22 protein-coding genes and 1 tRNA gene are annotated in these 25368 nt (G+C 71.4%); 19 read left to right on the top strand and 4 right to left on the bottom strand.

The window, feature by feature from the left end; all coding sequences use genetic code 11:
• Positions 1–2 precede the first annotated feature (2 nt).
• Together ASF96_RS08695 and ASF96_RS08690 are read right to left on the bottom strand one after the other, a co-directional pair.
• Positions 3–1733, bottom strand: a complete 1731-nt coding sequence (locus ASF96_RS08695; protein ID WP_055938193.1) for a helicase-associated domain-containing protein — start codon at positions 1731–1733, stop codon at positions 3–5.
• 1 nt (position 1734) lies between these two features.
• Entirely contained in the window at positions 1735–2016 is a 282-nt protein-coding gene (locus ASF96_RS08690; protein WP_055938190.1) for a hypothetical protein, read from the bottom strand.
• A 107-nt stretch (positions 2017–2123) separates the two neighbouring features.
• Between ASF96_RS08690 and ASF96_RS08685 the strand changes: the two genes are divergently transcribed.
• The gene (locus ASF96_RS08685; protein WP_055838206.1) at positions 2124–2507 is read left to right on the top strand and encodes a cold-shock protein; all 384 of its coding nucleotides are present in this window, start codon (positions 2124–2126) and stop codon (positions 2505–2507) included.
• Positions 2491–3171, top strand: coding sequence for a DUF3027 domain-containing protein (locus ASF96_RS08680; RefSeq protein WP_055838203.1), 681 nt, complete (start codon positions 2491–2493; stop codon positions 3169–3171). Before ASF96_RS08685 ends, ASF96_RS08680 begins: the two co-directional genes overlap by 17 nt.
• A gap of 77 nt (positions 3172–3248) precedes the next feature.
• Here ASF96_RS08680 and serC read toward each other — a convergent pair whose 3' ends face one another.
• On the bottom strand, positions 3249–4370 hold the full coding sequence (gene serC, locus ASF96_RS08675) for a phosphoserine transaminase (protein ID WP_055938187.1): 1122 nt from the start codon (positions 4368–4370) through the stop codon (positions 3249–3251).
• A gap of 98 nt (positions 4371–4468) precedes the next feature.
• Here serC and ASF96_RS08670 point away from each other — a divergent pair, with 98 nt between their 5' ends.
• The 9 genes from ASF96_RS08670 (at position 4469) to ASF96_RS08630 (ending at position 16027) form a co-directional block, all read left to right on the top strand.
• Complete coding sequence (locus ASF96_RS08670) at positions 4469–5167, top strand: metal-dependent transcriptional regulator (RefSeq protein WP_055838197.1); 699 nt, start codon at positions 4469–4471, stop codon at positions 5165–5167.
• A 426-nt stretch (positions 5168–5593) separates the two neighbouring features.
• Positions 5594–6313, top strand: coding sequence for a M23 family metallopeptidase (locus ASF96_RS08665; RefSeq protein ID WP_235560563.1), 720 nt, complete (start codon positions 5594–5596; stop codon positions 6311–6313).
• Between the two features lie 342 nt (positions 6314–6655).
• Positions 6656–7153: an HNH endonuclease gene (locus ASF96_RS08660; protein WP_055838194.1), complete on the top strand. Its 498-nt coding sequence runs from the start codon at positions 6656–6658 to the stop codon at positions 7151–7153.
• Positions 7154–7212: 59 nt separating this feature from the next.
• Entirely contained in the window at positions 7213–7770 is a 558-nt protein-coding gene (locus tag ASF96_RS08655; RefSeq protein WP_055938184.1) for a cysteine hydrolase family protein, read from the top strand.
• Between the two features lie 192 nt (positions 7771–7962).
• On the top strand, positions 7963–8691 hold the full coding sequence (locus tag ASF96_RS08650) for a hypothetical protein (RefSeq protein WP_441004774.1): 729 nt from the start codon (positions 7963–7965) through the stop codon (positions 8689–8691).
• Positions 8691–10235 carry a DNA polymerase Y family protein gene (locus ASF96_RS08645; RefSeq protein ID WP_055938180.1) on the top strand — a complete coding sequence of 515 codons (1545 nt, stop codon included), beginning with the start codon at positions 8691–8693 and terminating at the stop codon, positions 10233–10235. Before ASF96_RS08650 ends, ASF96_RS08645 begins: the two co-directional genes overlap by 1 nt.
• 138 nt (positions 10236–10373) lie before the next feature.
• Entirely contained in the window at positions 10374–13787 is a 3414-nt protein-coding gene (locus tag ASF96_RS08640) for an error-prone DNA polymerase (RefSeq protein WP_055938177.1), read from the top strand.
• Between the two features lie 66 nt (positions 13788–13853).
• A complete protein-coding gene (locus ASF96_RS17250) occupies positions 13854–15023 on the top strand; it encodes a DUF2510 domain-containing protein (protein WP_055938173.1) in 1170 nt (389 codons plus the stop codon).
• Between the two features lie 338 nt (positions 15024–15361).
• Positions 15362–16027 (top strand): peroxiredoxin-like family protein, encoded by a 666-nt coding sequence (locus ASF96_RS08630; RefSeq protein WP_055938171.1) that lies wholly within the window; start codon positions 15362–15364, stop codon positions 16025–16027.
• A 63-nt stretch (positions 16028–16090) separates the two neighbouring features.
• On the opposite strand, the gene coaBC is transcribed toward ASF96_RS08630, so the two are convergent.
• Positions 16091–17305 carry a bifunctional phosphopantothenoylcysteine decarboxylase/phosphopantothenate--cysteine ligase CoaBC gene (coaBC, locus tag ASF96_RS08625; RefSeq protein ID WP_055938167.1) on the bottom strand — a complete coding sequence of 405 codons (1215 nt, stop codon included), beginning with the start codon at positions 17303–17305 and terminating at the stop codon, positions 16091–16093.
• 101 nt (positions 17306–17406) lie between these two features.
• On the opposite strand from coaBC, the gene ASF96_RS08620 reads away from it, so the two are divergent.
• From ASF96_RS08620 to paaK, 8 genes are all read left to right on the top strand, one after another.
• Complete coding sequence (locus tag ASF96_RS08620; protein ID WP_082509504.1) at positions 17407–18171, top strand: NRDE family protein; 765 nt, start codon at positions 17407–17409, stop codon at positions 18169–18171.
• A 14-nt stretch (positions 18172–18185) separates the two neighbouring features.
• Positions 18186–18261 (top strand) — tRNA-Arg (locus ASF96_RS08615).
• A gap of 391 nt (positions 18262–18652) precedes the next feature.
• Complete coding sequence (locus ASF96_RS08610) at positions 18653–19843, top strand: thiolase family protein (RefSeq protein ID WP_055939355.1); 1191 nt, start codon at positions 18653–18655, stop codon at positions 19841–19843.
• Positions 19836–20645 (top strand): enoyl-CoA hydratase/isomerase family protein, encoded by an 810-nt coding sequence (locus ASF96_RS08605; RefSeq protein WP_082509503.1) that lies wholly within the window; start codon positions 19836–19838, stop codon positions 20643–20645. The genes ASF96_RS08610 and ASF96_RS08605 overlap by 8 nt, the downstream gene beginning before the upstream one ends.
• Positions 20642–21508, top strand: a complete 867-nt coding sequence (locus tag ASF96_RS08600) for a 3-hydroxyacyl-CoA dehydrogenase family protein (protein WP_055938161.1) — start codon at positions 20642–20644, stop codon at positions 21506–21508. The genes ASF96_RS08605 and ASF96_RS08600 overlap by 4 nt, the downstream gene beginning before the upstream one ends.
• Positions 21505–23571 carry a phenylacetic acid degradation bifunctional protein PaaZ gene (paaZ, locus tag ASF96_RS08595; protein ID WP_055938158.1) on the top strand — a complete coding sequence of 689 codons (2067 nt, stop codon included), beginning with the start codon at positions 21505–21507 and terminating at the stop codon, positions 23569–23571. The genes ASF96_RS08600 and paaZ overlap by 4 nt, the downstream gene beginning before the upstream one ends.
• Complete coding sequence (gene paaI, locus ASF96_RS08590; protein WP_235560562.1) at positions 23568–24038, top strand: hydroxyphenylacetyl-CoA thioesterase PaaI; 471 nt, start codon at positions 23568–23570, stop codon at positions 24036–24038. Before paaZ ends, paaI begins: the two co-directional genes overlap by 4 nt.
• Complete coding sequence (gene paaK, locus ASF96_RS08585; RefSeq protein WP_055938153.1) at positions 24035–25345, top strand: phenylacetate--CoA ligase PaaK; 1311 nt, start codon at positions 24035–24037, stop codon at positions 25343–25345. Before paaI ends, paaK begins: the two co-directional genes overlap by 4 nt.
• Positions 25346–25368: the final 23 nt, after the last annotated feature.

Raw genomic sequence — 25368 nt, 5'->3', positions numbered from 1 at the left:
CCTCACCCCACGAGCGAGACCGCGTCGATGTGCGACAGCGGCAGGGTGCGCTCGACGTCGGCGGCGCGATCGCGGCCGCGCAGGCGTCCGCCACCGAGGCCCGTGGCTTCGAGGCGGAACACGCGGGCCGAGCCGTCGGGAAGCCGCACCGTCACGTCGACGACGGCGCGGGCCCGCACGGCTTGATCGAGCTCGCGCTCGAGCCAGGCGGCATCCGAATCGTCTGCGCCGGTGCGCAAGCGCGAGACCAGCGGCGTGTACGTGTCGGCGGGATCGTGGTCGGACGCCGTCTCGGCCGCGAGCTTCGCGCGCTCGAGCGCCCGCGGGCGCCCCTCGGCGTCGACGGCCACGGCGGGGTAGTGCGCATCGGTCAACGCCCAGAACACGACGTCGGCCGACACATGCGAGACGAGCTCGTCGCCGGTGCGCGTCAGGGCGACCGACCGCAGCGACTGGTCGACGTCCATCGAGCGCCGCAGCGTCTCGTCTTCGGTCGTGACGCGCGTGAGAAGGGACGTCGGATCGGCGGCGACGCGGACGCGTCCGTGCTCGGCCGCCGTGCGTTCGATGACGTAGGCGAGCGGCTGCGGCAGTCCGGTCAGCGACAGTCCCGAAAGGAACTCGCGCAGGGAGTCGGCGGTCTCGCCGGCCGTGATGGCGGCGCCGATCGTGGCCGCGCTGAAGCGGTAGCTGGAGGCCTGTGCGCGCGACTCGCGCGCGGCCATGGAGCGCAGACGCACATCGAGATGCGGCGCCAGGGGGCCCGGGGCGATGGCGGTGAGGTCGTTCTGCAGATAGACGCGGTCGACCTCGGGGGGAAGCAGGTCGCGCAGCGCCGAGACGTCGACGGAACCGCCGTCGGAGAGGTCTCGGGCCCACGCGGGGACACCGCCGGCCACGTCGAGGAGTCCCCAGCGCTCGAGCCGCTGCGCCCAGACCGCGGCGCGCTCGGGGCCGTCGGGGTCGAAGGGGGTGGCGCCGGGCCACTGCCCCCGCGGGATCCATCCGCCGGCCGCGCTGCGGAAGGCGGCGGGAAGGGCGTCGCGGAGCGCCGCGGCGGTGCGTTCCCAGCGTTCGAGCGTCGGCAGACGCAACCACTCGCGCCCGGTCGGCGACACCAGCCAGGCGCGCTCGTTCGTGCCGAGCAGGCCGACGGCGAACGCGAGACCGACGAGGAGGTCGGCTTCGGCCGGGGTCGACACCGCGCCGGCGTCGACCAGGCGTCGACGCTCGCTCGCGCCGAGCGAGCCCGACCCGATGCGTCCGAGGGGAGCATCGAGGGTGAGCAGCAGGATGTCGGCCACCGAGGCGGCACTGGTGAAGGCGGCTTCGGCGGCGGCTTCGGCGTCGACCGTCGCAGCCCCGTGGGCGGAGTGCGGATCACTCATATCGGCGATGCCGTCGGGCGCGACCTGTCGCACCGCGTCGACCACGCTGGGGAACGGGTGGCCGTCGTCGTCGACGAGTGCTCGGGATGCCAGCTCGGAGCGTTGCGGTTCGGGGGCCGGTTCACCCGCGACGGCGGCGAGGAGGGCGAGCGCTGCGGAGCGCGGGAGTGCGACGAGCCCGCGCGTGACGGAGGCGGGGTCGAGTAGGGCCTCGGCGGCGTCGAACATGTCGCGCCAGGTGCTCGAGGGGGAGACCTGGCGATCGGCGAACAGCCGAGCCAGATCGGCGTCGGGGCGCGCGCTCAACGAGACCGCCAGTGCGCGTTGTGCGGAGGTCTCGGGCACGTCAGCGGGCCTTGTTCGCCCGGGCCCTTCGCACGAAGCTCATGATGAGCACGGCCAACAGACAGGCGAAGGCCACAGGGGGTGCGAAGTAGGTGAGCAGGCCCACGGTCGGCCACACGCCGGAGCGCATGTCGGCACCGGAGCTCGATCCGATGATGACCGCGAAGAAGCACACGATCGCGAGGGCCAGCAGCCCCAGCGACATGAACGCCAGGACGCGGTCGATGCGGCGGACCGGGACGTCGTCGCCCGGCGTGCTGTCGCGGGAGGTGCGGGTGCTCATCGGGCTCAGCCTACTGCCTGGCGGCGGTGGCGTAGGCTGAGAGGCCGGCATCCGATCGGGTTCCGTGTTCCGCCGTGCGCTCCGCGCACTCATCCAGCGAGGTGTCCATGCCCACCGGCAAGGTCAGGTTCTACGACGACGAGAAGGGCTTCGGCTTCATCGTCACCGATGACGGCCAGGACGTGTTCCTGCACGCCACCGCCCTGCCCGCCGGGACACCCGGGCCCAAGGCCGGCACCCGTCTCGAGTTCGGTGTCGCTGACGGCAAGCGCGGTCTGCAGGCGCTCTCGGTGCGCGTGCTCGATGCGCCGGTGAGTCTGTCCAAGCGCTCGCGCAAGCCCGCCGACGACATGGCGATCATCGTCGAAGACCTCGTGAAGCTGCTCGACGGCATCGGTGGCGACCTGCGTCGCGGCCGCTACCCCAACGGGCCGCACGCGCAGAAGATCGCCGCGGTGCTGCGCAAGGTCGCCGATGACTTCGAAGCCTGAGCAGCCCGTCGACGAGCGCCTGATCGGCGCTCACGACCTGGCTCTCGCCGCCCTGCGCGAGATCACGCCGGCCGACGGTATCGGTCCGGCCGCGGGCTACGCGATCGAGGACGACGGTGTGGTGTCGTTGCGGTTCCACACGCGTCTCGCCGGCTACCCCGGCTGGTTCTGGACCGTGAGCGTGGCCGTCGTCGACGACGCGGAGCCCACCGTGCTCGAAGCCGAACTCATGCCCGGTGACGGCGCTCTGCTGGCCCCGGACTGGGTGCCGTGGGCGACCCGTCTCGCCGAGTACCAGGCTGCCCAGGCGGCGACGGCCGCGGCGGGCATCGGCGCGGATGCCGACGACTCCGACGTCGACGACACCGAAGACGATGACCTCGACGACGAAGACGACCTCGAAGACGACGAGGACGAGCTCGACGACGACGGGCCGAAAGCACGTTTCCACGCGGGCGACCTCGACGGTGTCGACATCGACGAGCTCGACGCGGACGGTGACGAACGCGCGGACGCGACGCGTGACGATGACGCGCAGGACGACTCGTACGACGCCGACGATGACGACGATTCGGATGAAGACGACGACTCGGACGGCGGCGTCGAGGGCGACGACTCCGACGACGAAGACGATGTGCACGGGGGCGACGACCGCAGTTACTGACGGGCACACATGACGAAGGCCGTCCCGCGCGAGCGGGACGGCCTTCGTCATGTGCGGGCCCGCGGGCCCGCCCGATGTCAGGCGGTCGGCAGGTGCTCGATCGTGTAGTCGATGGCCCCGATCAGGCGGCGCACGTCGTCGGGCTCGATCGAGACGAACGTCGCGACGCGCAGCTGGTTGCGGCCCAGCTTGCGGTAGGGCTCGGTGTCGACGATCCCGTTCGCGCGCAGGCTCTTCGCGATCGCCGCGGCGTCGATGGAGTCGTCGAAGTCGATCGTGACCACGACGGGGGAGCGGTCGGCGGGAGACGAGACGAACGGCGTCGCGACGGCGCTCGCGGACGCCCACTCGTACAGGGCGGCCGAGGACTCGGCCGTGCGTGCGCCCGCCCAGCTCAGTCCGCCGTTGTCGAGGATCCATCCGAGCTGGTCGTCGAGGAGCAGCAGGGTGGCCAACGCCGGGGTGTTGAGCGTCTGCTGCAGGCGCGAGTTGTCGACCGCGTTCTTCAGGCTCAGGAACTCGGGGATGTACCGACCGGATGCGGCGATCCGCTCGATGCGCTCGATCGCGGCCGGCGACACCGCGGCGTACCAGAGGCCGCCGTCGGAACCGAGGTTCTTCTGCGGGGCGAAGTAGTACACGTCGGCCCGGGTGACGTCGAAGTCGATGCCGCCGGCGGCGCTGGTCGCGTCGATGACGGTGAGGGCGCCGGCATCACCGTGCACACGCTCGACCGGGGCGGCGACGCCCGTGGAGGTCTCGTTGTGCGGCCAGGCGTACACATCGACGCCGTCGACCGGCTCGGCCACCGTGCGGGTGCCGGGCTCGGCGCGACGGACGTCGGGCGCCTGCAGCCAGGGCGCGGCGGCAGCGGCGGCGAACTTGCCGCCGAACTCGCCGAAGACCAGGTTCTGGCTGCGGTTCTCGATGAGGCCGAAGGAGGCGGCATCCCAGAAGGCGGTCGATCCACCGTTGCCGAGGATGATCTCGTACCCGTCGGGAAGGCGGAAGAGCTGGGCGAGACGCTCGCGCGTGCTCGCGACGAGGTTCTTCACCGGCGCCTGGCGGTGCGAGGTACCCAGGATCGAGGCTCCGCGGGTGACGAGCGACTCGAGCTGCGCACCGCGCACTTTCGAGGGGCCGCACCCGAAGCGACCGTCGGCGGGCAGGAGACCTGTGGGCAGTTCCACGTGCGACATGGCTCGATTCTATGGTCCCCTCCGCGGGCTTCCCGCGCTCATGACGGAGGGGGTCGGTAGGCTGGAGGTTCCAGCCGCGCGACGCCGAGGACACCCGAATGACAGATCTCATCGACACCACCGAGATGTACCTGCGCACGATCCTCGAGCTCGAGGAAGAGAAGATCGTGCCCCTGCGGGCCCGCATCTCGGAACGCCTCGGCCACTCGGGCCCGACCGTCTCGCAGACGGTCGGACGCATGGAACGCGACGGCTTGGTGGTCGTCTCGGAGGACCGCCGTCTCGAGCTGACCGGCACCGGCCGCCAGAAGGCCGTCGACGTCATGCGCAAGCACCGTCTCGCCGAGCGCCTGCTCAGCGACGTCATCGGCCTCGACTGGGCCTACGTGCACGACGAGGCCTGCCGCTGGGAGCACGTGATGAGCGAGCAGGTGGAACGCCGCCTCGTCGAACTGCTCGGCCACCCCACCGAGTCGCCGTACGGCAACCCGATTCCGGGACTCGACCAGCTGGGCGATGCGGCCAGCTCCACGTTCGACGACGGTGTCGTCGGACTCGTCCGCAAGCTCACCGACGCCGGGCACCCGATCACCGGCACGGTACGCCGCCTGGCCGAACCCGCGCAGGTCGACCCCGAGCTGCTCCAGCAGCTCAAGGCCGCCGGGGTGCTCCCGGGGGCGCGCGGCGACTACCGCTTCAACGAGGGATACGTGCTGGTGCAGATGGAGGGCATCGAGGACGGTCTCGAGTTGCCGGTCGAGGTGGCGTCGCACATCTTCCTCGTCGCCGAGGACTGAGCCTGCCGACACCCCCGCGTTCCGCGACCGAGCATTGCCTGAACACGGTGATCGGAGCGTGACTTGTTCGTTATCTTCGGGTAGCCTTCGAGAGTCCACAGGCGAGAAGCCCGCCGTCGGACCCCTCGCGGTTTGCCTCATCGGCTCGTCGTCTGCAGAGGGTGAAGCCCGCACATCGTGCCCCATCGAGTGCTGACGAGCTAGCGTCCTGGACGCAGAGGCGCCGGAGGACTTTTGGCTGAAACCACCGATCCCGTCGGGGACCTACCCGAGGTTCCGACGACGGGTCTCACCCGTAAGAGCGCGCGCGCAGCCGTCGCTCGACCCCCGCAGCGACCCGTGGCGGTCTCGACGTCGGCGACTCCGCCGGCCTCTCGCACCGCTCCCGCACGACGTCCCTCGGGACCGCGTCGCCACGGCAAGCCCGTGCGCAGTGCCGTGATCCTGACGATGGTCGCCGGTCTCGTCGCCACCGTCGCCATCCCGGCCTACGCGGCGACCATGCCCGCGGCCGAGACGATGACCCTGCAGCAGGTGTCGGCCCCCGACAACCAGTCGCTGGTCGTGGCCTCCGACGCCGCCGCCGAGACGCTCGACCGCAGCAGCTACTCGGCGACCACCGCCGACGAGATCCAGCAGAAGAAGGACCGCGAAGCCGCTGCCGCCGCAGCTGCGGAGCGTGCCCGCCAGCTGGCATCCAATGCCGGCGCCTCGGTCTCGTCGATCGACTTGAACATGACGGCCCCCGGCTCGGGCGAGGTGCGCTGGCCCCTGTCGAGCTACGTGCTCGGCCGTGGTCTGTGGGACTCCGGCTACCACCAGGGCGTCGACCTGCTCGCCCCGGGTGGGCAGCCCATCTTCGCCGCCGCCGCCGGCGTCGTGAGCACCTCCTCCGAGAGCTTCGGCGGCTACGGCGTGGGCATCGTGATCGAGCACGTCATCAACGGCCAGAAGGTGTCGACCACCTACGGCCACATGACGTACGGCAGCCGCCAGGTGCAGGCCGGTCAGACGGTCGCCGCGGGCCAGCTCATCGGCCTCGTCGGCTCGACCGGAAGCTCGACTGCGAACCACCTGCACTTCGAGGTGCACATCAACGGATCGGTCGTCGATCCCTACGCCTGGCTGCAGCAGAACGCCGGCTGATCAGACCGAACGAGAGACGGCGTGCCGGAGAACGATGTTCTCCGACACGCCGTCTCTCGTTTCCCGATCCCGCCGCCCCCGGGCGTGTCGGGGTGGGTTAGCCTGTCTCCGACGTCGGAACAACCGAAGGGAAAGCCCGATGAGCATCAGGCCTCGCATCCGCACCATGGATGCGCTCGGCCTGCTCGTTCTTCGGCATCGTGTGTTCGGATGCTGCGGTGTCGCCGCGACTTCCGAGGCGCTGTCTGTCTAGACAGCGCCTTTTTTCATGCCCTGCGCGCGGGCCGTCGTCGCAAGTCGAACATCCGAGAAGCCGTCTCGGCCATTCGAGAGGAGACGTGAATGCGCACACTGGTATTGAACGCGGGATACGAGCCCCTGGCGGTCGTGTCGTTCAAGCGGGCCCTCGTGCTCGTGATGAACGACAAGGCCACGGTCGTGGAACGCATCGACGAGGATCCGGTCTGGGCCGCGGCGGGGACCTACGATCGCCCGGCGGTCATCATCCTGACCCGCTACGTGCGGGTGCCGGGGGCGCGGCAGGTGCCGGTCACGCGGCGCGGGGTGCTGCGTCGTGACGCGCACCGCTGCGGGTACTGCGGCAAGGCGGCGTCGACGATCGACCACGTGCTGCCGCGTTCGCGCGGGGGCAAGGACACCTGGGAGAACCTCGTGGCCTGCTGTCTGCACTGCAACAACGTCAAGGGCGATCGCACCCCCCAGGAGATGCACTGGGATCTCCGTCTGGTGCCGGCGCCCCCGCGCGGATCGTCCTGGACCGTGCGCGGCGTCGACAAGAGCGATCCGCGGTGGGAGCCGTACCTGGCCCTGGCGGCGTGAGCGTCGTCGCCGTCTTTGCGGCGCTGGCGTCCCCGGCATCCGGGTGATGGGATGGGGGCATGCCTCGTGCCCTGATCGTCATCGACATGCAGCGCGGATTCGACGACCTCGACTTCTGGGGGCCGACCGCCAACCCCGATTGCGAGCGCAACGTCACCGCGCTGATCGGGGCGTGGCAGCGTGAGGGCGAGCCGATCGTCGTCGTGCGGCACGATTCGGCGTCGCCTGGATCGCCCCTGCACCCGGACGAAGGCGGTAACGCGCTGGTCGATGCGGTCGCGAAGGTCTCGGCCGACCTGCGGGTGACGAAGAACGTCAACTCGGCCTTCTATGGCGACCCCGACCTGCACGCCTGGTTGGGCGAGAACGGCATCCGCGAACTGGTGATCTGCGGCATCCAGACCAACATGTGCGTCGAGACCACGGCGCGCATGGCCGGCAACCTCGGTTACGAGGTGACGGTCGTTCTGGATGCCACGCGCACCTTCGATCTGAGCGGTGAGGTCGCGGGGCTCGGAACGGTGACCCGGACGGCTGCCGAGCTGATGGCGAACACGGCCGTCGTGTTGCAGCAGGGCGGATTCGCGCGGATCGCGGCGACCGTCGACCTGGTCTGAGGCGCGCCGCCCCCCCCCGGGCGTCGCGGGGGCGTCGGCACCTCGCGTCGGGGCTGGTGTCGGTCGGTGCGCGCGGCGTCGGGCTCGCGGCGTCGTGCCGTCTCGCGAGGGGACGACGGCAATGTCGGAGGTCGATCGTATCTTCGACCCACAGGGATTGAAGCACTAGAACAAATGTTCTAACCTGTGGGAGTGAGGGCGATCGTGAGAGACCAGGTACAGGCCGTACCCGACATCCACGCGCTGCGCGATCGCTTGGAGCGCATGCAGGGTCGGCGCATGGACGCACCGGTGCTGCCCACGCATCCGGCTTTCTCGTCCCTGCTTCCCGGGGGCGGTCTGCGGGCGGGGTCGGCCTATGCCCTCGCCCGATCCGCGTCGCTGCTGCTCGCCCTGCTGGCCCGGCCCTCGCAAGACGGTTCGTGGTGCGGCGTGATCGGCATGCCCGAGCTGGGAGCCGAGGCCGCCGAGAAATACGGCCTCGACCTCGATCGTCTGGTCTTCATCCCCGACCCGGGGCCGAGATGGCTGGCGGTGACGGCGACGATCGCCGAGGTGCTGCCGGTCGTGGCCGTCCGCCCGCCGTCAGGTTCCACGGCGGCCCGCGGGGGTGCCGAAACCACACGTCTGGCCGCTCGGCTGCGCGACCGTGGAGCCGTGCTGCTGGTGCAGGGCGCATGGCCACAGGCCGAAGCGGTGATCGACGTCGCCGACCCGCGATGGACGGGCCTCGGTCAGGGGCACGGGTACCTGGCGGGGCGTGAACTCACCGTCTCGGTGAGCAGTCGACGCTCGCCCCACGCCCGTCGGGCGCGCATGCTGCTGCCCGCGGCCGACGGGTCGGTCGAGCTGCTGGGTACGCCCACCGAACGCCTCGTGCCGCGCGAGCGCGACGAGTACCGTCCGAGAGCGGTCGGCTGATGCAGGCTCCCACGCGCAGCCTCGTGCTCTGGTTTCCCGATTGGCCGATCACGGCGTTCGTCGCCGAGGCCGTCACGCCTCCTCGCCCCGAGGCCCCGGTGGCGGTGTTCTCCCACAACCTCGTCGTCGCCAGCTCGTGGGCCGCCCGCGCGCAGGGGGTGCGACGAGGTCAGAAACGCCGTGATGCTCAGGCCCTGTGTCCGACCCTCCAGGTGGTCCCCGCCGACCCGGTGCGCGATGCGCGTGTGTTCGCGCCCGTCGTGGCCCGCATCGAAGAACGCGCCCCCGGGGTGCAGATCATGCGGCCGGGATTGTGCGCACTGCGGGCGCGGGGTCCGGCGCGCTACTACGGTGGCGAAGCCGAGGCGGCGCGCCTACTGATCCGCCTCCTCCACGACGACGGCTTCGGCGAGGTGCGGGCGAGCGTCGCCGACGGTGTCTTCACCGCCGAGCATGCCGCCCGCTCGGCCACCGTCGAGGAGCCCGTGCGCATCGTGCCGCCCGGTGACGCTGCGGCGTTCCTCTCTCCGCTGTCGATCGCCACCCTCGACGACGAGGAGTTCGGCAGTCTGCTCTCTCGGTTGGGCGTGCACACCCTCGGTGATCTGGCCACTCTCGCGGCCGAACGGGTGCGGGAACGCTTCGGAGAACGGGGGGTGCGCCTGCATGCGCTGGCGGGAGGACTCGACTCGCAACCCGTGCAGCCGCGCACCCCTCCACCCGAGCTGCACCGCGACGTGGCCTTCGAGCCTCCCCTCGAACTCGCCGACCAGATCGCCTTCGGCATGCGCGTGGCGGCCGAGGAGTTCATCGCCCGGTTGGGGGCCCACGACCTGGTGTGCACCGAGCTGCGTGTCGTGCTGACGGGTGAGCGGGCCGAGCGCAGCGAACGCGTGTGGCTGCATCCCGGATCGTTCGACGCCGCCGCGGTGGTCGATCGGGTGCGCTGGCAGCTCGCCGAAGACGCCCAGGGCATCTTCGGCAGCGGTGTGGCGGGCGTGCACATCGAGCCCGAGGCCGTCGACGCCGCCGCCCACCACGCCAAGGGGCTGTTCGGGGCGGGGCCCGACGAACGCGTCCACCATGCCCTCTCGCGCGTGCAGGCCATGCTCGGCCACCGCGAAGTAGTCACTCCCGTGATCGGCGGGGGACGCTGGCTGGCCGAACGGCAGGTGCTCGTGCCCTGGGGAGACCGAGCCGTGACGGCGAAGGAACGCGCGCGCCCCTGGCCCGGCAGCCTGCCCGATCCGCTGCCGGCCACCGTCTACCCCGAACCACGACCGGTCGGGGTCACCGACATCGCGGGAGCCCCGGTGACGGTGGGGGAGCGCGATGCGCTCAGCGCTCCACCGGCGGTGCTCGAGACGGCGGGACAGCGGCGACGCATCAGCGAATGGGCGGGGCCCTGGCCGATCAGCGAACGCGGATGGGATCCCCTGCGACGGCGCAGGGCGCATCGGTTCCAAGTGATCGACGCCGAGGGGGGCGCCTGGTTGCTGGTGGTCGAAGAAGGGGAGTGGCGGGCGGAGGGGCGTTATGACTGAGGTTCGGCTCCACCACTCCTCTCGACGAACATCGGGCCGCGGCGGCAGCAGCACCGGCGATGCCCCCTCGGGCGGTGCGGGCCTCGCGCCCGCCGTCGGCTCCCCATCGATGAACAGAACCCGGGCGGAGGTGCGCCGATGGGCTGGAACAATCCGCCGGTGAAATGGTCGGAACTCGAGCGCGTGCTCAGTGACGCCCGACGCCCGACCGGTGCCCCGCCGAACGGTGACGGGGGCGACAGCCCCGCCTGGTCGCACAAGCGCGGCGCCTACGTGCCGCCGACGATCGCGCGCCCGGCCGACACCGTGCCGTACGCCGAGTTGCACGCGCACTCGTCGTACTCGTTCCTCGACGGAGCCTCGTCGCCCGAAGAACTCGTCGAAGAAGCCGAACGACTGGGCCTGCACGCCCTCGCCCTCACCGACCACGACGGGTTCTACGGCATCGTGCGCTTCGCCGAGGCCGCCGAGGCGCGCACGGTGAACACCGTCTTCGGTGCAGAACTGTCGCTGGGTCTCACGGGGCCGCAGAACGGCGAGGCCGACCCGGGCGGATCGCATCTGCTCGTGCTCGCACGCCGCGAAGAGGGCTATCACCGCCTCGCCGCCGCGATCACCCACGCGCAGCTCAGCGGTGCCGAGAAGGGGCGTCCCGTCTACGACCTCGCCGACCTGGCCGAACGCGCGGGCGGTGCCAGCGATCCGCACTGGGCGGTGCTCACCGGATGCCGCAAGGGCACGGTGCGCCGAGCTCTGGCGTTCGAAGGGCCCACGGGGGCCGCGCGCGAACTCGACACCCTCGTCGACCTGTTCGGCCCCGAGGCCGTGTACGTCGAGCTGATGGATCACGGCAGTCCTCTCGACTCGAGACGCAACGACGTGCTGGCGGCGCTCGCCGCCGAGCGGGGGCTGCCGATCCTCGCGACGAACAACGTGCACTACGCCGCCCCGCAGAAAGAGCTTCTCGCCGCCGCCGTGGCCGCCGTGCGCGCCAATCGTGGTCTCGACGAACTCGACGGGTGGCTTCCCGCGCACGCCGGCGCGCACCTGCGCTCGGGGGTCGAGATGGCGGCGCGGTTCGCCCGGTATCCCGGAGCGGTGGCGCGCACCGTCACGCTCGCCGACGAGGTCGCCTTCCCGTTGCGCCGCGCCAAGCCCGCGCTTCCGCGCCAAGACGTCCCCGAGGGGCATACCCCCATGTCCTGGCTGCGGCATCTGGTGTGGGAGGCCGTACCGCGCAAGTACCCCCGGCTCTCCGACGAGGATCGCAACCGCATCGAACGCGAACTCGGTGTGATCGAGATGAAGGACTTCCCGGGGTACTTCCTCATCGTCTACGGCATCGTCGCCGAGGCCCGGCGGCGCGGCATCCTGTGTCAGGGGCGCGGGTCGGCGGCGAACAGCGCGGTGTGCTTCCTGCTCGACATCACCGCGGTCGACTCGATCTTCTACAAGCTGCCCTTCGAGCGTTTCCTGTCGAGCCTGCGCGACGAAGAGCCCGACATCGACGTCGACTTCGACTCCGATCGCCGCGAAGAGATCATCCAGTGGGTCTACAAGGAGTACGGGCGCGAGCGTGCGGCGCAGGTGGCGAATGTCATCCAGTACCGTCCCAAGAACGCCGTCCGTGACATGGCTCGGGCGCTCGGGCACTCGCCGGGCCAGCAAGACGCCTGGTCGAAGCAGGTCGAACGGTGGGGAGCGACCCTCGAAACCGGAGCGGATCACGACATCCCCGACCAGGTCATCGAGTTCGCGTCGGAGCTGTTGAAAGCGCCTCGCCACCTCGGCATCCACTCCGGAGGCATGGTGCTCACCGATCGACCGGTGGGTGAGGTCGTGCCGATCGAGCATGCGCGCATGGAGAACCGCACGGTCATCCAGTGGGACAAAGACGACGCCGCGTGGATGGGGCTGGTCAAGTTCGATCTGCTGGGGCTCGGCATGCTCGCGGCGCTGCAGTACTGCTTCGACCTGATCCGCGATGCCACGGGCGAGGCGTGGGAGCTGTCCACGCTGCCCAAAGAAGAGAAGGCCGTCTACGACATGCTGTGCCGCGCCGACTCGATCGGGGTGTTCCAGGTGGAATCCCGCGCGCAGATGGGATTGCTGCCGCGTCTGCAGCCGCGGAAGTTCTACGACCTGGTCGTGCAGATCGCCCTCATCCGCCCGGGCCCCATCCAGGGCGGTGCCGTGCATCCGTTCGTTCGACGCAAGCTCGGACAGGAGCCCGTCACCTACGTGCATCCCAAGCTCGAGCCGGTGCTGGAGCGGACGATGGGGGTACCGGTGTTCCAGGAGCAGCTCATGCAGATGGCCGTCGCCATCGGCAACTGCTCTGCCGAAGACGCCGACCTGCTGCGCCGAGCCATGGGGTCCAAGCGGGGGCTCGAGCGTATCGACTCCCTGCGCGAGAAGCTGTACGAGGGCATGGCGCAGAACGGTCTGGTCGGTCAGGTCGCCGACGATCTGTACGCGAAGATCCAGGCGTTCGCGAACTTCGGTTTCGCCGAATCGCATTCGCTGTCGTTCGCGCTGCTGGTGTACGCGAGCTCGTGGATCAAGCTGCATTACCCGGCGGCGTTCCTCGCCGGCCTGCTGCGCGCCCAGCCCATGGGGTTCTACTCACCCGCCACCCTCACCGCCGATGCCCGCCGGCACGGGGTGATCGTACGGCGGCCCGACCTGCTGCGCTCGAGCGTCGAAGCGGGCCTCGAGCCGGTCGACGAGACGGGCGCCCGCGCCCCGACGGGTCTCGACGCCTGCGCGCACGCGGAGCAGTCTCCGACGGGGGACTTCGATGCGTCGGAGCCGGACGAGACCATCGCCCATCGCCGAGACGGCGGGTTCGTCGTGCGCCTAGGGCTCGCCGGAGTGACCGGGATCGGCAAGAAGGTCGCCGAGCGCATCGTCGCCGAACGAGAGAGGGGCGGCCCCTATCGAGATCAACGCGACCTCGTGCGGCGCACGGGACTTGTCACGGCGCAACTCGAGGCGCTCGCCACGGCGGGGGCCTTCGAGAGCCTGGGCCATACCCGGCGCGAGGCGATCTGGCTGGCCGGGTCGGCGGCGCTCGATCGTGCCGAGTTCCTTCCCGACTCGCTCGTGGCCGTGCAGCCGCCGCTGTTCACCGACCCGTCGAGTTACGAGGTGCTCGCGGCCGATCTCTGGGCGACCGGGCTCTCGGCCGACGACCACCCGCTCACCCACTTCCGCTCGGCGCTCGACGCGCGCGGGGTGCTCACCTCGCGGGAGCTCCGCACCTTCGAGACCGATCGTCGCATCGAGGTGGCGGGGCTCGTCACCCATCGGCAGCGCCCGGCCACGGCATCCGGCATCACCTTCCTCAACCTCGAAGACGAGCACGGACTGATGAACATCATCTGCTCGGTGGGAGTGTGGAACAGGTACCGGCGGGTCGCGCGGGAATCACCCGCCCTCATCGTGCGGGGCATGCTCGAACGATCGGTCGAGGGAGTGACCAATGTGGTCGCCGACGGCTTCACCGATCTACAGGTCGGCGTCGCGCACGCGTCCCGGGACTTCCGGTGATGTCGGGCGCCGTCACTAGACTCGGGGCAATCTCGCCCGGTTCCGCACCACGACAGGGGAAACGACATGACCGACACACCCACTCCGCCCGAAGGCTGGTATCCCGACCCCGCAGGCGGCGACGGCCTGCGCCGGTGGGACGGCACCGCCTGGACCGATGAGGTGCGCCCCGTGCGCGGCGACGGGGTTCCGCAGGTGGCCGCGCAGGACTCGGGTTCCGCGTCCGAGTCGGCTCCGGTGTCTGACGACGCCGACACCGCCGCCCACGAGTCGACTCCGGGGCCTGCCGCCGCGCAGGGGTCCGCCCCCGAGTCGACCCCGACGCCCGCCGCCGCCGCGGAGGAGCCTGCCCTCTCCGGTGAGGCGTCGAACGACCCCGCCGCGCCTGCATCGACGAGCGACCATGCCGCCACGGCCGCGCAGACCGACGCCCCGTCGGCGTCCCCGGCTGGAGCCTCCGCACCGGCAGTGCACAGCGAGGTTCCCGCTCCTCCGGCACCCAGCGCGATCCCGGCGCCTCCGGCACCCAGCGCGAGCCCCGCGCCTCCGGCACCCAGTGCGATCCCGGCGCCTCCGGCACCCAGTGCGCCGTTCGCGTCCGCACCGCCCGCCGCGTACCCCGTCACCCCGCCCTCGGCCGCTCCCGCGTACTCGTCGGCGCCGGCGTACCCCGGAACGCCCACCCCCGCCGGGTACGGCGGTTATCCCGCCGCGCCGTCGCTCGGCGCCCAGCCCGTGCTGCGTCGCGACATCCCCACGAACACCGTCTGGGTGTGGTTGGTCGTCTTCCTGCCGCTGGTGGGCGTGCTGTCGCTGTTCCTCTTCGACTGGTCGTCGTACATCCGGGAGTCCTTCTACGCCGGCCTGTACGGCGAACCCGGTGCGATGGGCACCGACGCCATCGTCTCGACGGTCGCCACTCTGGCGAGCGTCGTCCTGGGCGCCCTCGTCGTCTTGTTCTCGTTCCTCGACTGGCGCCAACTCCGAGCCCGTGGCGTCGAGAAGCCGTTCCACTGGGCGTGGAGCTTCCTGGTGCTCGTCATCGGCAGCGGCCTGGTCTACGTCATCGGCCGTGGCGTGGTGCTGCGGCGACGCACGGGCAGCGGGCTCGCCCCCGTCTGGGCGTCGATCGTCGTGACGATCGTCTCGATCGTCATCGCCGCAATCTGGTTCGTGATCATCCTGACGCAGGTTTTCACCCTCATCGAAGAGGCCCAGTACAACCTCGGTTATTGAGTGACGAGGTGGGGGCCCCGAGCGGCCCCCACCTGAGAACCGCCTCGTGCCCTGGAGGGCCCCCTGTCTGGGAGGCCCCGTTTCTGGAGGGCCCCCTGTCTGGGAGGCCCCGTGTCTGAGAGGCCCCTGTCTGGGAAGCCACGTCGGAGAGGGGCCGTCGGAGAAGGCCCGTGTTCGAGAAGTCCCGTGGCCGAGAGGGGGCGCGGGGATGAGGCGCACCCTTCGTGACGCCTCGTGACGTCGCGTCTCGTTGGATGACGAGAACAGCCCTGACCCCTGCGGGCGGACCTAGGTTTCTGGAGCCGGCGCGTGACGCCGATTCCGCCGGGAGGCGACGCATGTCCACACCGTCCATCGCGCAGCAGATCGACGACTTCACCGCCGGGTTCGAGGCGCAGATCGGAGACCGACTGTCGGCGGTCTTCTCCGACGAGCAGGCCGCCCTTCGCAGCGCCGGCGTCCCGGCGCGAGCGCTCGACGTGGGTGACGACGCCCCGGATGCCGAGCTCGTCACCGCGGAGGGGGCGGCGACGACCTTCTCGGAGGCCCGGGCCGGAGCCGCGTCGGTGGTCGTGTTCTACCGCGGGGCGTGGTGCCCCTACTGCAACATCACTCTGCGCGCCTATCAGGAGCAACTACTGCCCGCGCTGCAGGAACGCGCAGTCCAGCTCATCGCGATCTCGCCGCAGACGCCCGACGGATCGGCCCAGAGTACGACGAACGGGTCGTTGGAGTTCACCGTGCTCTCGGACCCCGCGAACACGCTCGCCGAACGCTTCGGCATCGTCACCGAGCCGAGCGTCGAGGCCCGCACGGCGCACACCGAGCTCGGCTTCGACGTCGCAGACAGCAACGCCGACGAGACCGCTCGCGTTCCGTTCCCCTCGGTGTACCTGATCGACGCCGCCGGTGTGGTGCGCTTCGCCGATGTGCACGTCGATTACACGACGCGTACGGAGCCGGGCAGGATCATCGACGCGGTCGACGGCGTTCGCAGCGAATGACGCGGGGAGGACGGGCGGCGGGCCGCTCGTCCTCCTGCACCCGTGCGACACGGTCCGCCGGCGTCAGGCCTCGAGCGTCGACGCTCGCGCCGCGACGATCGCATCGAGCAGGGCGTGCGCGGTGTCGTCCTTCGAACCGGATGCCGTGACCACGACCCCACCGTCGCGACCGACGATCGTGAGGGCATTGTCGGCGGTCTCGAACCCTCGCGACCACCCGACCGCGTTGGCGGCCAGCAGATCGACGCCCTTGCGCGCGGCCTTCGCGCGGGCGCGTTCGAGCAGTTCCTCGTCGCTGCCCACCGTCTCGGCGGCGAAGGCGACGATCGTCTGCCCCGGCCGGCGGCGCTCGACCAGCCCGGCGACGATGTCGCGATTCTCGACCAGCTCGAGGGTCAGACCGCCGGGGGAGTCTTGCTTGCGGAGCTTGTGCTCGGCGACCGCGGCCACCGAGTAGTCGGCGACCGCCGCGGCCATGACGATCACGTCGGCGTCGGGAGCCGCGGCATCCATCGCCCGTCCGAGTTCCTCGGCGGTACCCGCAGCGATCACCTCGACGCGTGGATCGGGGCGCACGTCGGCGTCGAGGTGCGCGGCCACGAGGGTCACCCGCGCGCCACGGTCGGCGGCGGCGCGGGCGATCGCGACCCCCTGGCGTCCGCTCGAGCGATTGCCCAGGAAGCGCACGGGATCGATCGGCTCACGCGTGCCTCCGGCGCTCACGACGATCGACAGACCGTCGAGGTCGCGCGGGCGTTCGACGAGAGCGAGGGCCGCCGCCGCGATCTCCTCCGGCTCCGACATGCGTCCGGGTCCGGAATCGCCGCCGGTGAGGACTCCGTCGGCGGGCCCCACGACGTGCACCCCGCGCGCGCGGAGCACGGTCATGTTGTGCGTCGTCGCCGGGTGCCGCCACATCTCGGTGTGCATCGCCGGGGCCACCACGACCGGCGCGGTCGTGGCGAGCAGTGTCGTCCCGAGCAGGTCGGAGGCCAAGCCCGCCGTCATCGCGGCCAGGGTGTTGGCGGTCGCGGGGGCGACGATGACGAGGTCGGCCGCTTGTCCGAGCGCGACGTGGCGCACTTTGGCCACGTCGTCGTGCACGGAGGTGGTGACCGGGTTGCGGCTGAGGGCCTCCCACGTCGGCAGGCCCACGAAGCGCAGTGCGTCGTCGGTCGGCACCACGTGCACGTCGTGTCCTGCTTTGACCAGCAGTCGCACAAGGCTGACGCTCTTGTAGGCGGCGATGCCCCCGGTCACTCCCACCACGACGAACATCGCCCCAGTCTTCCAGGTCGGCTCGGGTGGCGGGCGGCGCTCACCCGCCCGGAGGAGCGCATCGCGCCCCGTCCGCGCCCCGCCCGGGTAGCGTTGACGGAATGTGCACGGTCGTGATCGACGTTCCGGAGGCGCTCGGCGAACCGGTGCGTCTTCTCGCCGTCCGAGATGAAGACCGGGAGCGGCCGTGGCGCGGCCTCGGGCCGTGGTGGCCCGACCGGGGCGGCATCCTCGGCGTGCGCGACGACCGCGCCGGCGGTGCCTGGCTCGCCGTCGACCCCGACGCGGCCCGCCTCGCGGTGCTCCTCAACCGCGAAGACCTGTCCGACCGCGGCGACGACGAGGTCGTCACGCGCGGCGGTGTTCCCCTCGACGCGGTGGGGGACGGCATCCCGGATCGACCGCTCACGCGGGGCTTCAATCTCGTCGAGGTGGATGCCGCGGGCGCCCACCTCGTGGAGTGGGACGGTCTGGTCGCCCGCCGCACGCGCCTCGCGCCGGGCACGCACATGATCGCCCACCACGCGGTCGACGACGAGGGCACGCCGCGCATCGCACGGTGGTTGGCGGGATTCCGCCGCGTGGGCCTCGCCGCGGGCGAGGAGTGGTGGATGCCGTGGCTCGGCGTCGTCGAGCAGTCCACCCACGACCCGGGCGCGGCGGTGCTGCGCCGCGACGACCATGACGGGCACGTGCTCGAGTCGATGCTCGTCTGCGTCGCCAGCATCGGACCCGGCGGCGTCGACGTGCGCGAAGCCGCACTGCCAGAGCCCGGCCGCTGGGACGACGGACTCGCCGCGCGCTTGCGCCTCGGCATCCCCTCGGCGATGGTCCCGCGCGCCGAGACCGCCGAGAGGCCGCAGTAGGCTGGATCCATCCCGCCTTCGTAGCTCAGGGGATAGAGCGCCGCACTCCTAACGCGGGCGTCGCAGGTTCGAATCCTGTCGGGGGCACCACTTCCTGATCGCGGCCGTCGGTGCGCCGGTTCGTGGGCGGGGCCGGCTTCGCCGTCGACGTACGGGCTCCGGGGGTCAGGCGCCCCGGTCGAGACGCCCGGTTCGGGCCCCGGGTCGTGGGCGTTCGGCGCCGCGCGCTCAGACCGAGGCACCTCCTCCGACTCGCGAGCGGGGGGCGTGCGCCGTGCGCGCACGCTCCGCGGAATCGCACGTTCCGATCGACGCGCTTGCTCCGGGCCCGCGGGCCGTGGGTGTTCGCCGCGAGCCCGCGCCCGCGCACGCCCGTTGCCACTCGCACCCCGACCGTGACATGATTACTGAACGATCGGTCGGAAAACCTCGAAGTCGAGGATGAACGACCTCGCCAACGTCGGCGGGGGAGAGGATGGCGATGTCGGAGGCGTTTCTCATCGGCGGTGCGCGCACCCCGGTCGGGCGGTACGGCGGGGCTCTGGCATCCGTTCGTCCTGACGATCTGGCCGCCCTCGTCGTGGCTGAAGCCGTGACGCGCGCGGGCGTGCCCGTCGACGCGATCGACGAGGTCATCCTCGGGGCCGCGAACCAGGCCGGCGAAGACAACCGCAACGTCGCCCGCTTGGCCGTGCTGCTCGCGGGACTGCCGGATGCCATCCCCGGCCTCACCGTGAACCGACTCTGCGCGTCGGGGATGAGCGCCGTCGCCCTCGCTTCGCAGGCGGTGCGGTCGGGCGATGCCGACATCGTGGTCGCCGGCGGCGTCGAGTCGATGACCCGCGCGCCTTGGGTGCAGGCGAAGCCCGAGCGCGCGTGGGCGAAGCCCGGCGCCGCCTTCGACACCTCGATCGGCTGGCGCTTCACCAACCCGCGCCTCGCCGCGCGCGACAAAGCCACTCTCTCGATGCCCGAGACGGCCGAGGAGGTCGCCCGCGTCGACGCGATCACCCGCGCCGACGCCGACGCCTTCGCCCTGCGGAGCCACGAGCGGGCCGTGGCGGCTCAGGATGCCGGACGCTTCGCGAGCGAGATCGTCGCCGTGGACACGGGCCGAGGGGTGGTCGACGCCGACGAGGGCCCGCGCCGTGACACCTCGCTCGAGGCGCTGGCCCGACTCCGCCCGGTGGTCCAGGGCGGTGAGGTCGTCACGGCGGGCAACTCCAGCTCGCTCAACGACGGGGCCTCGGCCGTCGTCGTCGCCAGTGCCAGAGCGGTCGAACGCTACGGACTGCGACCCCGCGCGCGCCTCGTCTCGCACGCGTCGGCCGCTCTCGCGCCCGAGATCATGGGCCTCGGTCCCGTGCCCGCGACCGAGAAGGCCCTCGCGAAGGCGGGGCTCTCGGCATCCGACCTCGGCGCGGTCGAACTCAACGAGGCGTTCGCGTCGCAGTCGCTCGCGTGCATGCGACGGCTGGGACTCGACCCCGAGATCGTCAACGCCGACGGCGGTGCGATCGCCCTCGGTCATCCGCTCGGATCGAGCGGCAGCCGCCTGCTCGTGACGCTGCTCGGACGCCTCGAGCGCGAGAACGCCCGGTACGGGCTCGCGACCATGTGCGTCGGCGTCGGACAGGGGACCGCGATGATCGTGGAGCGGGTCGATGGCTGAGCCGACGCGCGGGCCCGCCGCCGGCGCGAGCCAGACCCCCGAGGTCGTCGACGTAACAGCGAGTCAGGCCTCCCGCCTGCGCGTCGACGCCTTCGACGACCGCGTCGTCGCGACCCTCGACCGCCCCGATCGCCGCAACGCGATCGATCAGGCCATGGTCGACGAGCTGCACGCGCTGTGCGCCGAGCTCGAGCAGCGACCGCGCACGCTGATCCTCACCGGCGCCGGCGGGATCTTCGCCGCGGGGGCCGACATCGCGCAGTTGCGCGAGCGCACCGGCGACGACGCCCGCCGCGGCATCAACGCCACGGTGCTCGACCGCATCCGCCACCTGCCGATGCCCGTCGTCGCGGCCGTCGACGGCTTCGCCCTCGGCGGGGGAGCGGAGCTCGCCTACGCGGCCGACATCCGCATCGGCACACCCCGCGTGCGCTTCGGCAACCCCGAGCCCGGCCTCGGCATCATCGCCGCCGCCGGCGCCGCCTGGCGCCTGCCCGAGATCGTCGGCCACGCGCGCGCCAGCGAACTGCTGCTCACCGCGCGGGTGATCGACGCCGACGAGGCGCTCGCGTGGGGCCTGCTGTCGAGCATCCACGAGCCCGGCGACCTGCGGGGCGCCGCCCACGCGATCGTCGACCGCATCGCCGCGAACTCCGTGCGGGCGACCGTGCTGACCAAGCGCGCGCTGCTCGCCCCCCGCGCCGAGCACCCCGCGATCGACGGAGAACTGCAGGCCGAGCTGTTCGACAGCGACGACAAGCGCGCCCGCATGACCGCGTTCCTCGAGAGGAAGAAGAGATGACCCTTCCCGATTCGGCCCCCGCGGCCTCGCTGCCCTCGACCATCGGCGTGCTCGGCGGGGGCCGGATGGGCGCCGGCATCGCCCACGCGTTCCTGCTCGCCGGTTCCCGCGTGCACGTCGTCGAGCGCGACGCCGACGCGGCCGATGCCGCCCGCGAACGCGTCGAGACGGCCCTGCAGCGCTCGGCCGTGCGGGGCATCGAGACGCCGGATGCCACGGCCCTCACCACCGGGACCGACCCCGCCGCGTTCGCCGACGCCGGCCTCGTCGTCGAGGCCGTCCCCGAGGACCGCGCGCTGAAGATCGACGCCCTGACCCGCCTCGAGGCGGTCGTGTCGGATCGTGCGGTCGTGGCATCCAACACCTCGTCCATCTCGATCGACGCGCTCGCCGCGTCGCTCGCACGCCCCGCGCGTTTCGTCGGGCTGCACTTCTTCAACCCGGTGCCCGCCTCGGCGCTCGTCGAGGTGGTGACGGGGGCTGCGACCGACCCCGAGGTGGTCGAGGCCGCGAGGGTGTGGATCGCCGCGATCGGCAAGACCGCGGTGGTCGTCCGCGATACGCCCGGGTTCGCGTCGAGCCGCCTCGGCGTCGCCCTCGGCCTCGAGGCGATCCGGATGCTCGAGGAGGGCGTCGCCTCGGCCCACGACATCGACACGGCCATGGAGCTGGGGTACCGGCATCCGATGGGCCCCCTGCGCACGACCGACATCGTCGGACTCGACGTGCGCCTCGGCATCGCCGAAGAACTGGAGCGCGCCTTCGGCGCGCGCTTCACCCCGCCGGCGCTGCTGAAGAAGCTCGTCGACGCGGGGCACCTGGGCCGCAAGACCGGCCGCGGATTCTACGAATGGAGCGAATGATGACGTTTCTCCCGAGCTACGTGAAGGGCGCCTGGTGGACGCCCGTCGAGGATCCCGACGCCGCGGTCGTCCGCGACGCGTCGACGGGCGACGAGGTCGTCCGCGTCAGCACGAAGGGTCTCGACCTCGCGGGCGCCGTCGCCTTCGCGCGCCGGGAGGGCCAGCGGAGCCTCGGCGCCCTCACCTTCCACCAGCGCGCGATGGTGCTGAAGAACCTCGCGATCGCGCTGAACGAGCGCCGCGAAGAGCTGTACGCGCTGTCGATGCGCTCGGGGTCGACCCGCCGCGACTCGCTGAGCGACATCGACGGCGGCATCGGCGTGCTGTTCACCTTCTCGTCGAAGGCCCGCCGTGAGCTGCCCGCCGGAACGGTCGTGCTCGACGGGCCGGTCGAACCGTTGTCGAAGGACGGATCGTTCCTCGGGCGCCACGTGTACACGCGCCTCCCCGGCGTCGCGGTGCAGATCAATGCCTTCAACTTCCCGATGTGGGGGTCGCTCGAGAAGTTCGCCCCCGCGTTCCTCGCCGGCCTCCCTACGATCGTCAAGCCCGCGACGCCCACGGCGTACATCGCCGAGGCCTGGGTGCGCATGCTCGTCGAGACCGGCCTGCTCCCCGAGGGCGCGCTGCAGCTGGTCAGCGGCAGCGTTCCCGGCCTCTTCGACCTGCTCGACCTCGGCGACACCGTCGGTTTCACCGGCAGCGCCTCCACCGCCGAGCGCCTGCGCGCCCAGGCGAAGACCGGCGTGCGCTTCACGAGCGAGACCGATTCGATCAACGCCTCGATCCTCGGCCCCGACGCCGTGCCCGGCACCCCCGAGTTCGACGCGTACGTGAAGCAGCTGCTGGTCGAGCTCACCACCAAGGCGGGGCAGAAGTGCACCGCGATCCGCCGCGCGATCGTGCCGGCGGGGACCACGGATGCCGTGGCCGCGGCGCTGCGCGAGAAGATCGCCGAACGCGTCGTCGTCGGCGACCCGCGCGTCGAGGGCGTGACCATGGGACCGCTCGTCTCGCGCGAGCAGCGCGACGAGGTGCTGCGGCAGGTCGCCGTGCTGCAGGACGCGGGCGGGCGTTTCGTCGTCGGGTCGGCGGAGGCCCCCGACGCGTGCGTGGCCGACGGCGCGAGCCCGGCCGACGGCGCCTTCCTCGAGCCCATGCTCCTGGCCTTCGCCGATGCCACGACCCCGGCCGTCAACGACATCGAGGCCTTCGGACCGGTCGCGAGCATCGTCGAGTACACCGACGTCGCGGAGGCGGCGACCATCGTCGGCCGGGGCGGCGGCTCGCTCGTGACGAGCGTCGCGACCCACGACCCCGGTGTCGCCACCGAGCTGCTCACGCGCATGGGCGCGATGAACGGCCGCGTGCTCTTCCTCGACCGCGACGACGCCCGCACCTCCACCGGTCACGGCGCCCCCGTGCCGCACCTCGTGCACGGCGGACCCGGCCGCGCCGGCGGCGGCGAGGAGCTCGGCGGCATCCGCTCGGTCCTGCATTCGATGCAGCGCACCGCGATCCAGGGCTCGCCGCGCATGCTGACCGCGTTGACGGGGGTGTGGCATCCGGGAGCCGAGACCGACACCGCGGGGCGGCATCCGTTCCGCAAGCCCCTCTCCGACCTGCGGATCGGCGATGCCGTGGAGTCGGCCGAGCGGGAAGTCACCCTCGACGACATCGAGGTGTTCGCCAACTTCACCGGCGACACGTTCTACGCGCACATGGACGAGGAATCCGCCGCGGCGAACCCCTTCTTCCCGGGACGCGTCGCGCACGGCTACCTGCTCGTGTCGTGGGCGGCCGGGTTGTTCGTCGATCCCGCACCGGGTCCGGTGCTGGCGAACTCGGGCCTCGAGAACCTGCGCTTCGTCACCCCCGTCTCACCCGGCGACCGTATCCGCGTCGCTCTGACGGCGAAGCAGATCACCCCGCGCGAGACCGACGAGTACGGCGAGGTGCGGTGGGATGCCGTCATCCACAACCAGGATGACGAGATCGTCGCGCAGTACGACGTGCTGACGCTCGTGGCGAAGACGTGGCAGCCCGCCGAGGTGCTGGTGTGAGCGCGCTCCGACCGATGATGCAGCGCGATCAGGCGTCGGCGATGCTCGGCATGGTCGTCGAGCACGACGCGCCGGGGGAGTCCCGCGTGTCGATGACCGTGCGCGACGACATGCTCAACGGTTTCGCCATCACCCACGGCGGGCTCGTCTTCACCCTCGCCGACACGGCGTTCGCGATCGCGTGCAACGAAGACGAGCGCGTGACCGTCGCCGGCGGCGCCGACGTCACGTTCCTGAAGTCCACCACCGCGGGGCAGACGCTGACGGCGACCGCCGCCCGCCGCGCCCGGAGCGGGCGGACGGGCCTGTACGACATCCGGGTGACCGACGAGACCGGCGACCTCGTCGCCGAGGTGCGCGGGCGCAGCATCACGACGGATCGGCGTCCGCCGGCCGACTCCCGACCCGCCGCCACACCCGACCCCGAGCGCGACGCCGCGCTCTCCACCACGGAGGTGTCCCGATGACCATGACCGTTCCCTCGCGCCCCGACTTCCTGGCATCCGTCGATCCCACCGGCATCCCGCTCGAGAGCCTGCGCGCGCTGCAGCTCGAGCGCCTGCAGTGGACCGTGCGGCACGCCTACGACAACGTCGAGATGTACCGCCGCAAATTCGACGCCGCGGGCGTGCGCCCCGACGACATCCGTACCCTCGACGACATTCGGCTGTTGCCGTTCACGACCAAGGCCGACCTGCGCGAGACCTACCCCTTCGGCATGTTCGCCGTGCCGATGGCCGAGGTCCGTCGCATCCACGCCTCGTCGGGCACGACCGGGCGCCCCACCGTGGTGGGCTACACCGCGGGTGACCTGGATCGCTGGGCCGATCTCGTCGCGCGCTCGCTGAGCGCCGCGGGCATCCGCGCGGGCGATCGCGTGCACAACGCCTACGGGTACGGCCTGTTCACCGGAGGGCTGGGTGCCCACGCGGGAATCGAGCGGCTCGGGGCGACCGTCATCCCGATGTCGGGCGGGCAGACCGCGCGCCAGGCGCAGCTCATCCAGGATTTCGCGCCCGACGCCATCCTCTGCACGCCGAGCTACCTGCTCACCATCGCCGACGCGCTGGAGTCGGCCGGCGTCGATCCGCGGTCCACGTCGCTGCGCGTCGCCGTGCTCGGCGCCGAGCCCTGGACCAACGAGATGCGCCGGGAGATCGAGCGGCGCCTCGACGTCGTCGCCGTCGACATCTACGGCCTGAGCGAGGTGATGGGCCCGGGGGTGGCCAGCGAGAGCGCGCTCACCAAAGACGGCCCCCACGTGTGGGAGGACCACTTCCTGCCCGAGACGATCGACGGCGAGAGCGGCGCCCCGGTGGCCGACGGAGAACTCGGCGAACTGGTGTTCACCTCGCTCACCAAAGAGGCGTTCCCGGTCATCCGCTACCGCACCCGCGACCTCACCCGCTTGAAGCCGGGCACGGCGTTCCCGTCGATGCGACGCATCGAGAAGATCACCGGGCGCAACGACGACATGATCATCCTGCGCGGGGTGAATCTCTTCCCGACCCAGATCGAGGAGATCGTGATGGGGATCGAGACGCTCACCCCGCACTTCGTGCTCGAGCTGCGTCGAGAAGGACGAATGGATGCCATGACCGTCCGCATCGAACGGCACCCCGCCCTGCAGCGAGAGGTCTGCGAGGCCGCCGGTGTCGTGCTGCAGCAGCGGATCAAGGTGCTCATCGGCACGAGCGTCGACGTGAACGTCGAGGAGCCGGGTGCCTTGCCGCGCAGCGAGGGCAAGTACAAGCGGGTGTACGACCTGCGGTGACGGGCGCCCGGGCGCCGGGCCGA

Source organism: Microbacterium sp. Leaf179, assembly GCF_001423785.1.
In the GTDB taxonomy this organism is placed as follows: Bacteria; Actinomycetota; Actinomycetes; order Actinomycetales; family Microbacteriaceae; genus Microbacterium.
The sequence above is the reverse complement of the archived record's forward strand: the minus strand, read 5'-3'. Positions and strand labels throughout refer to the sequence as shown.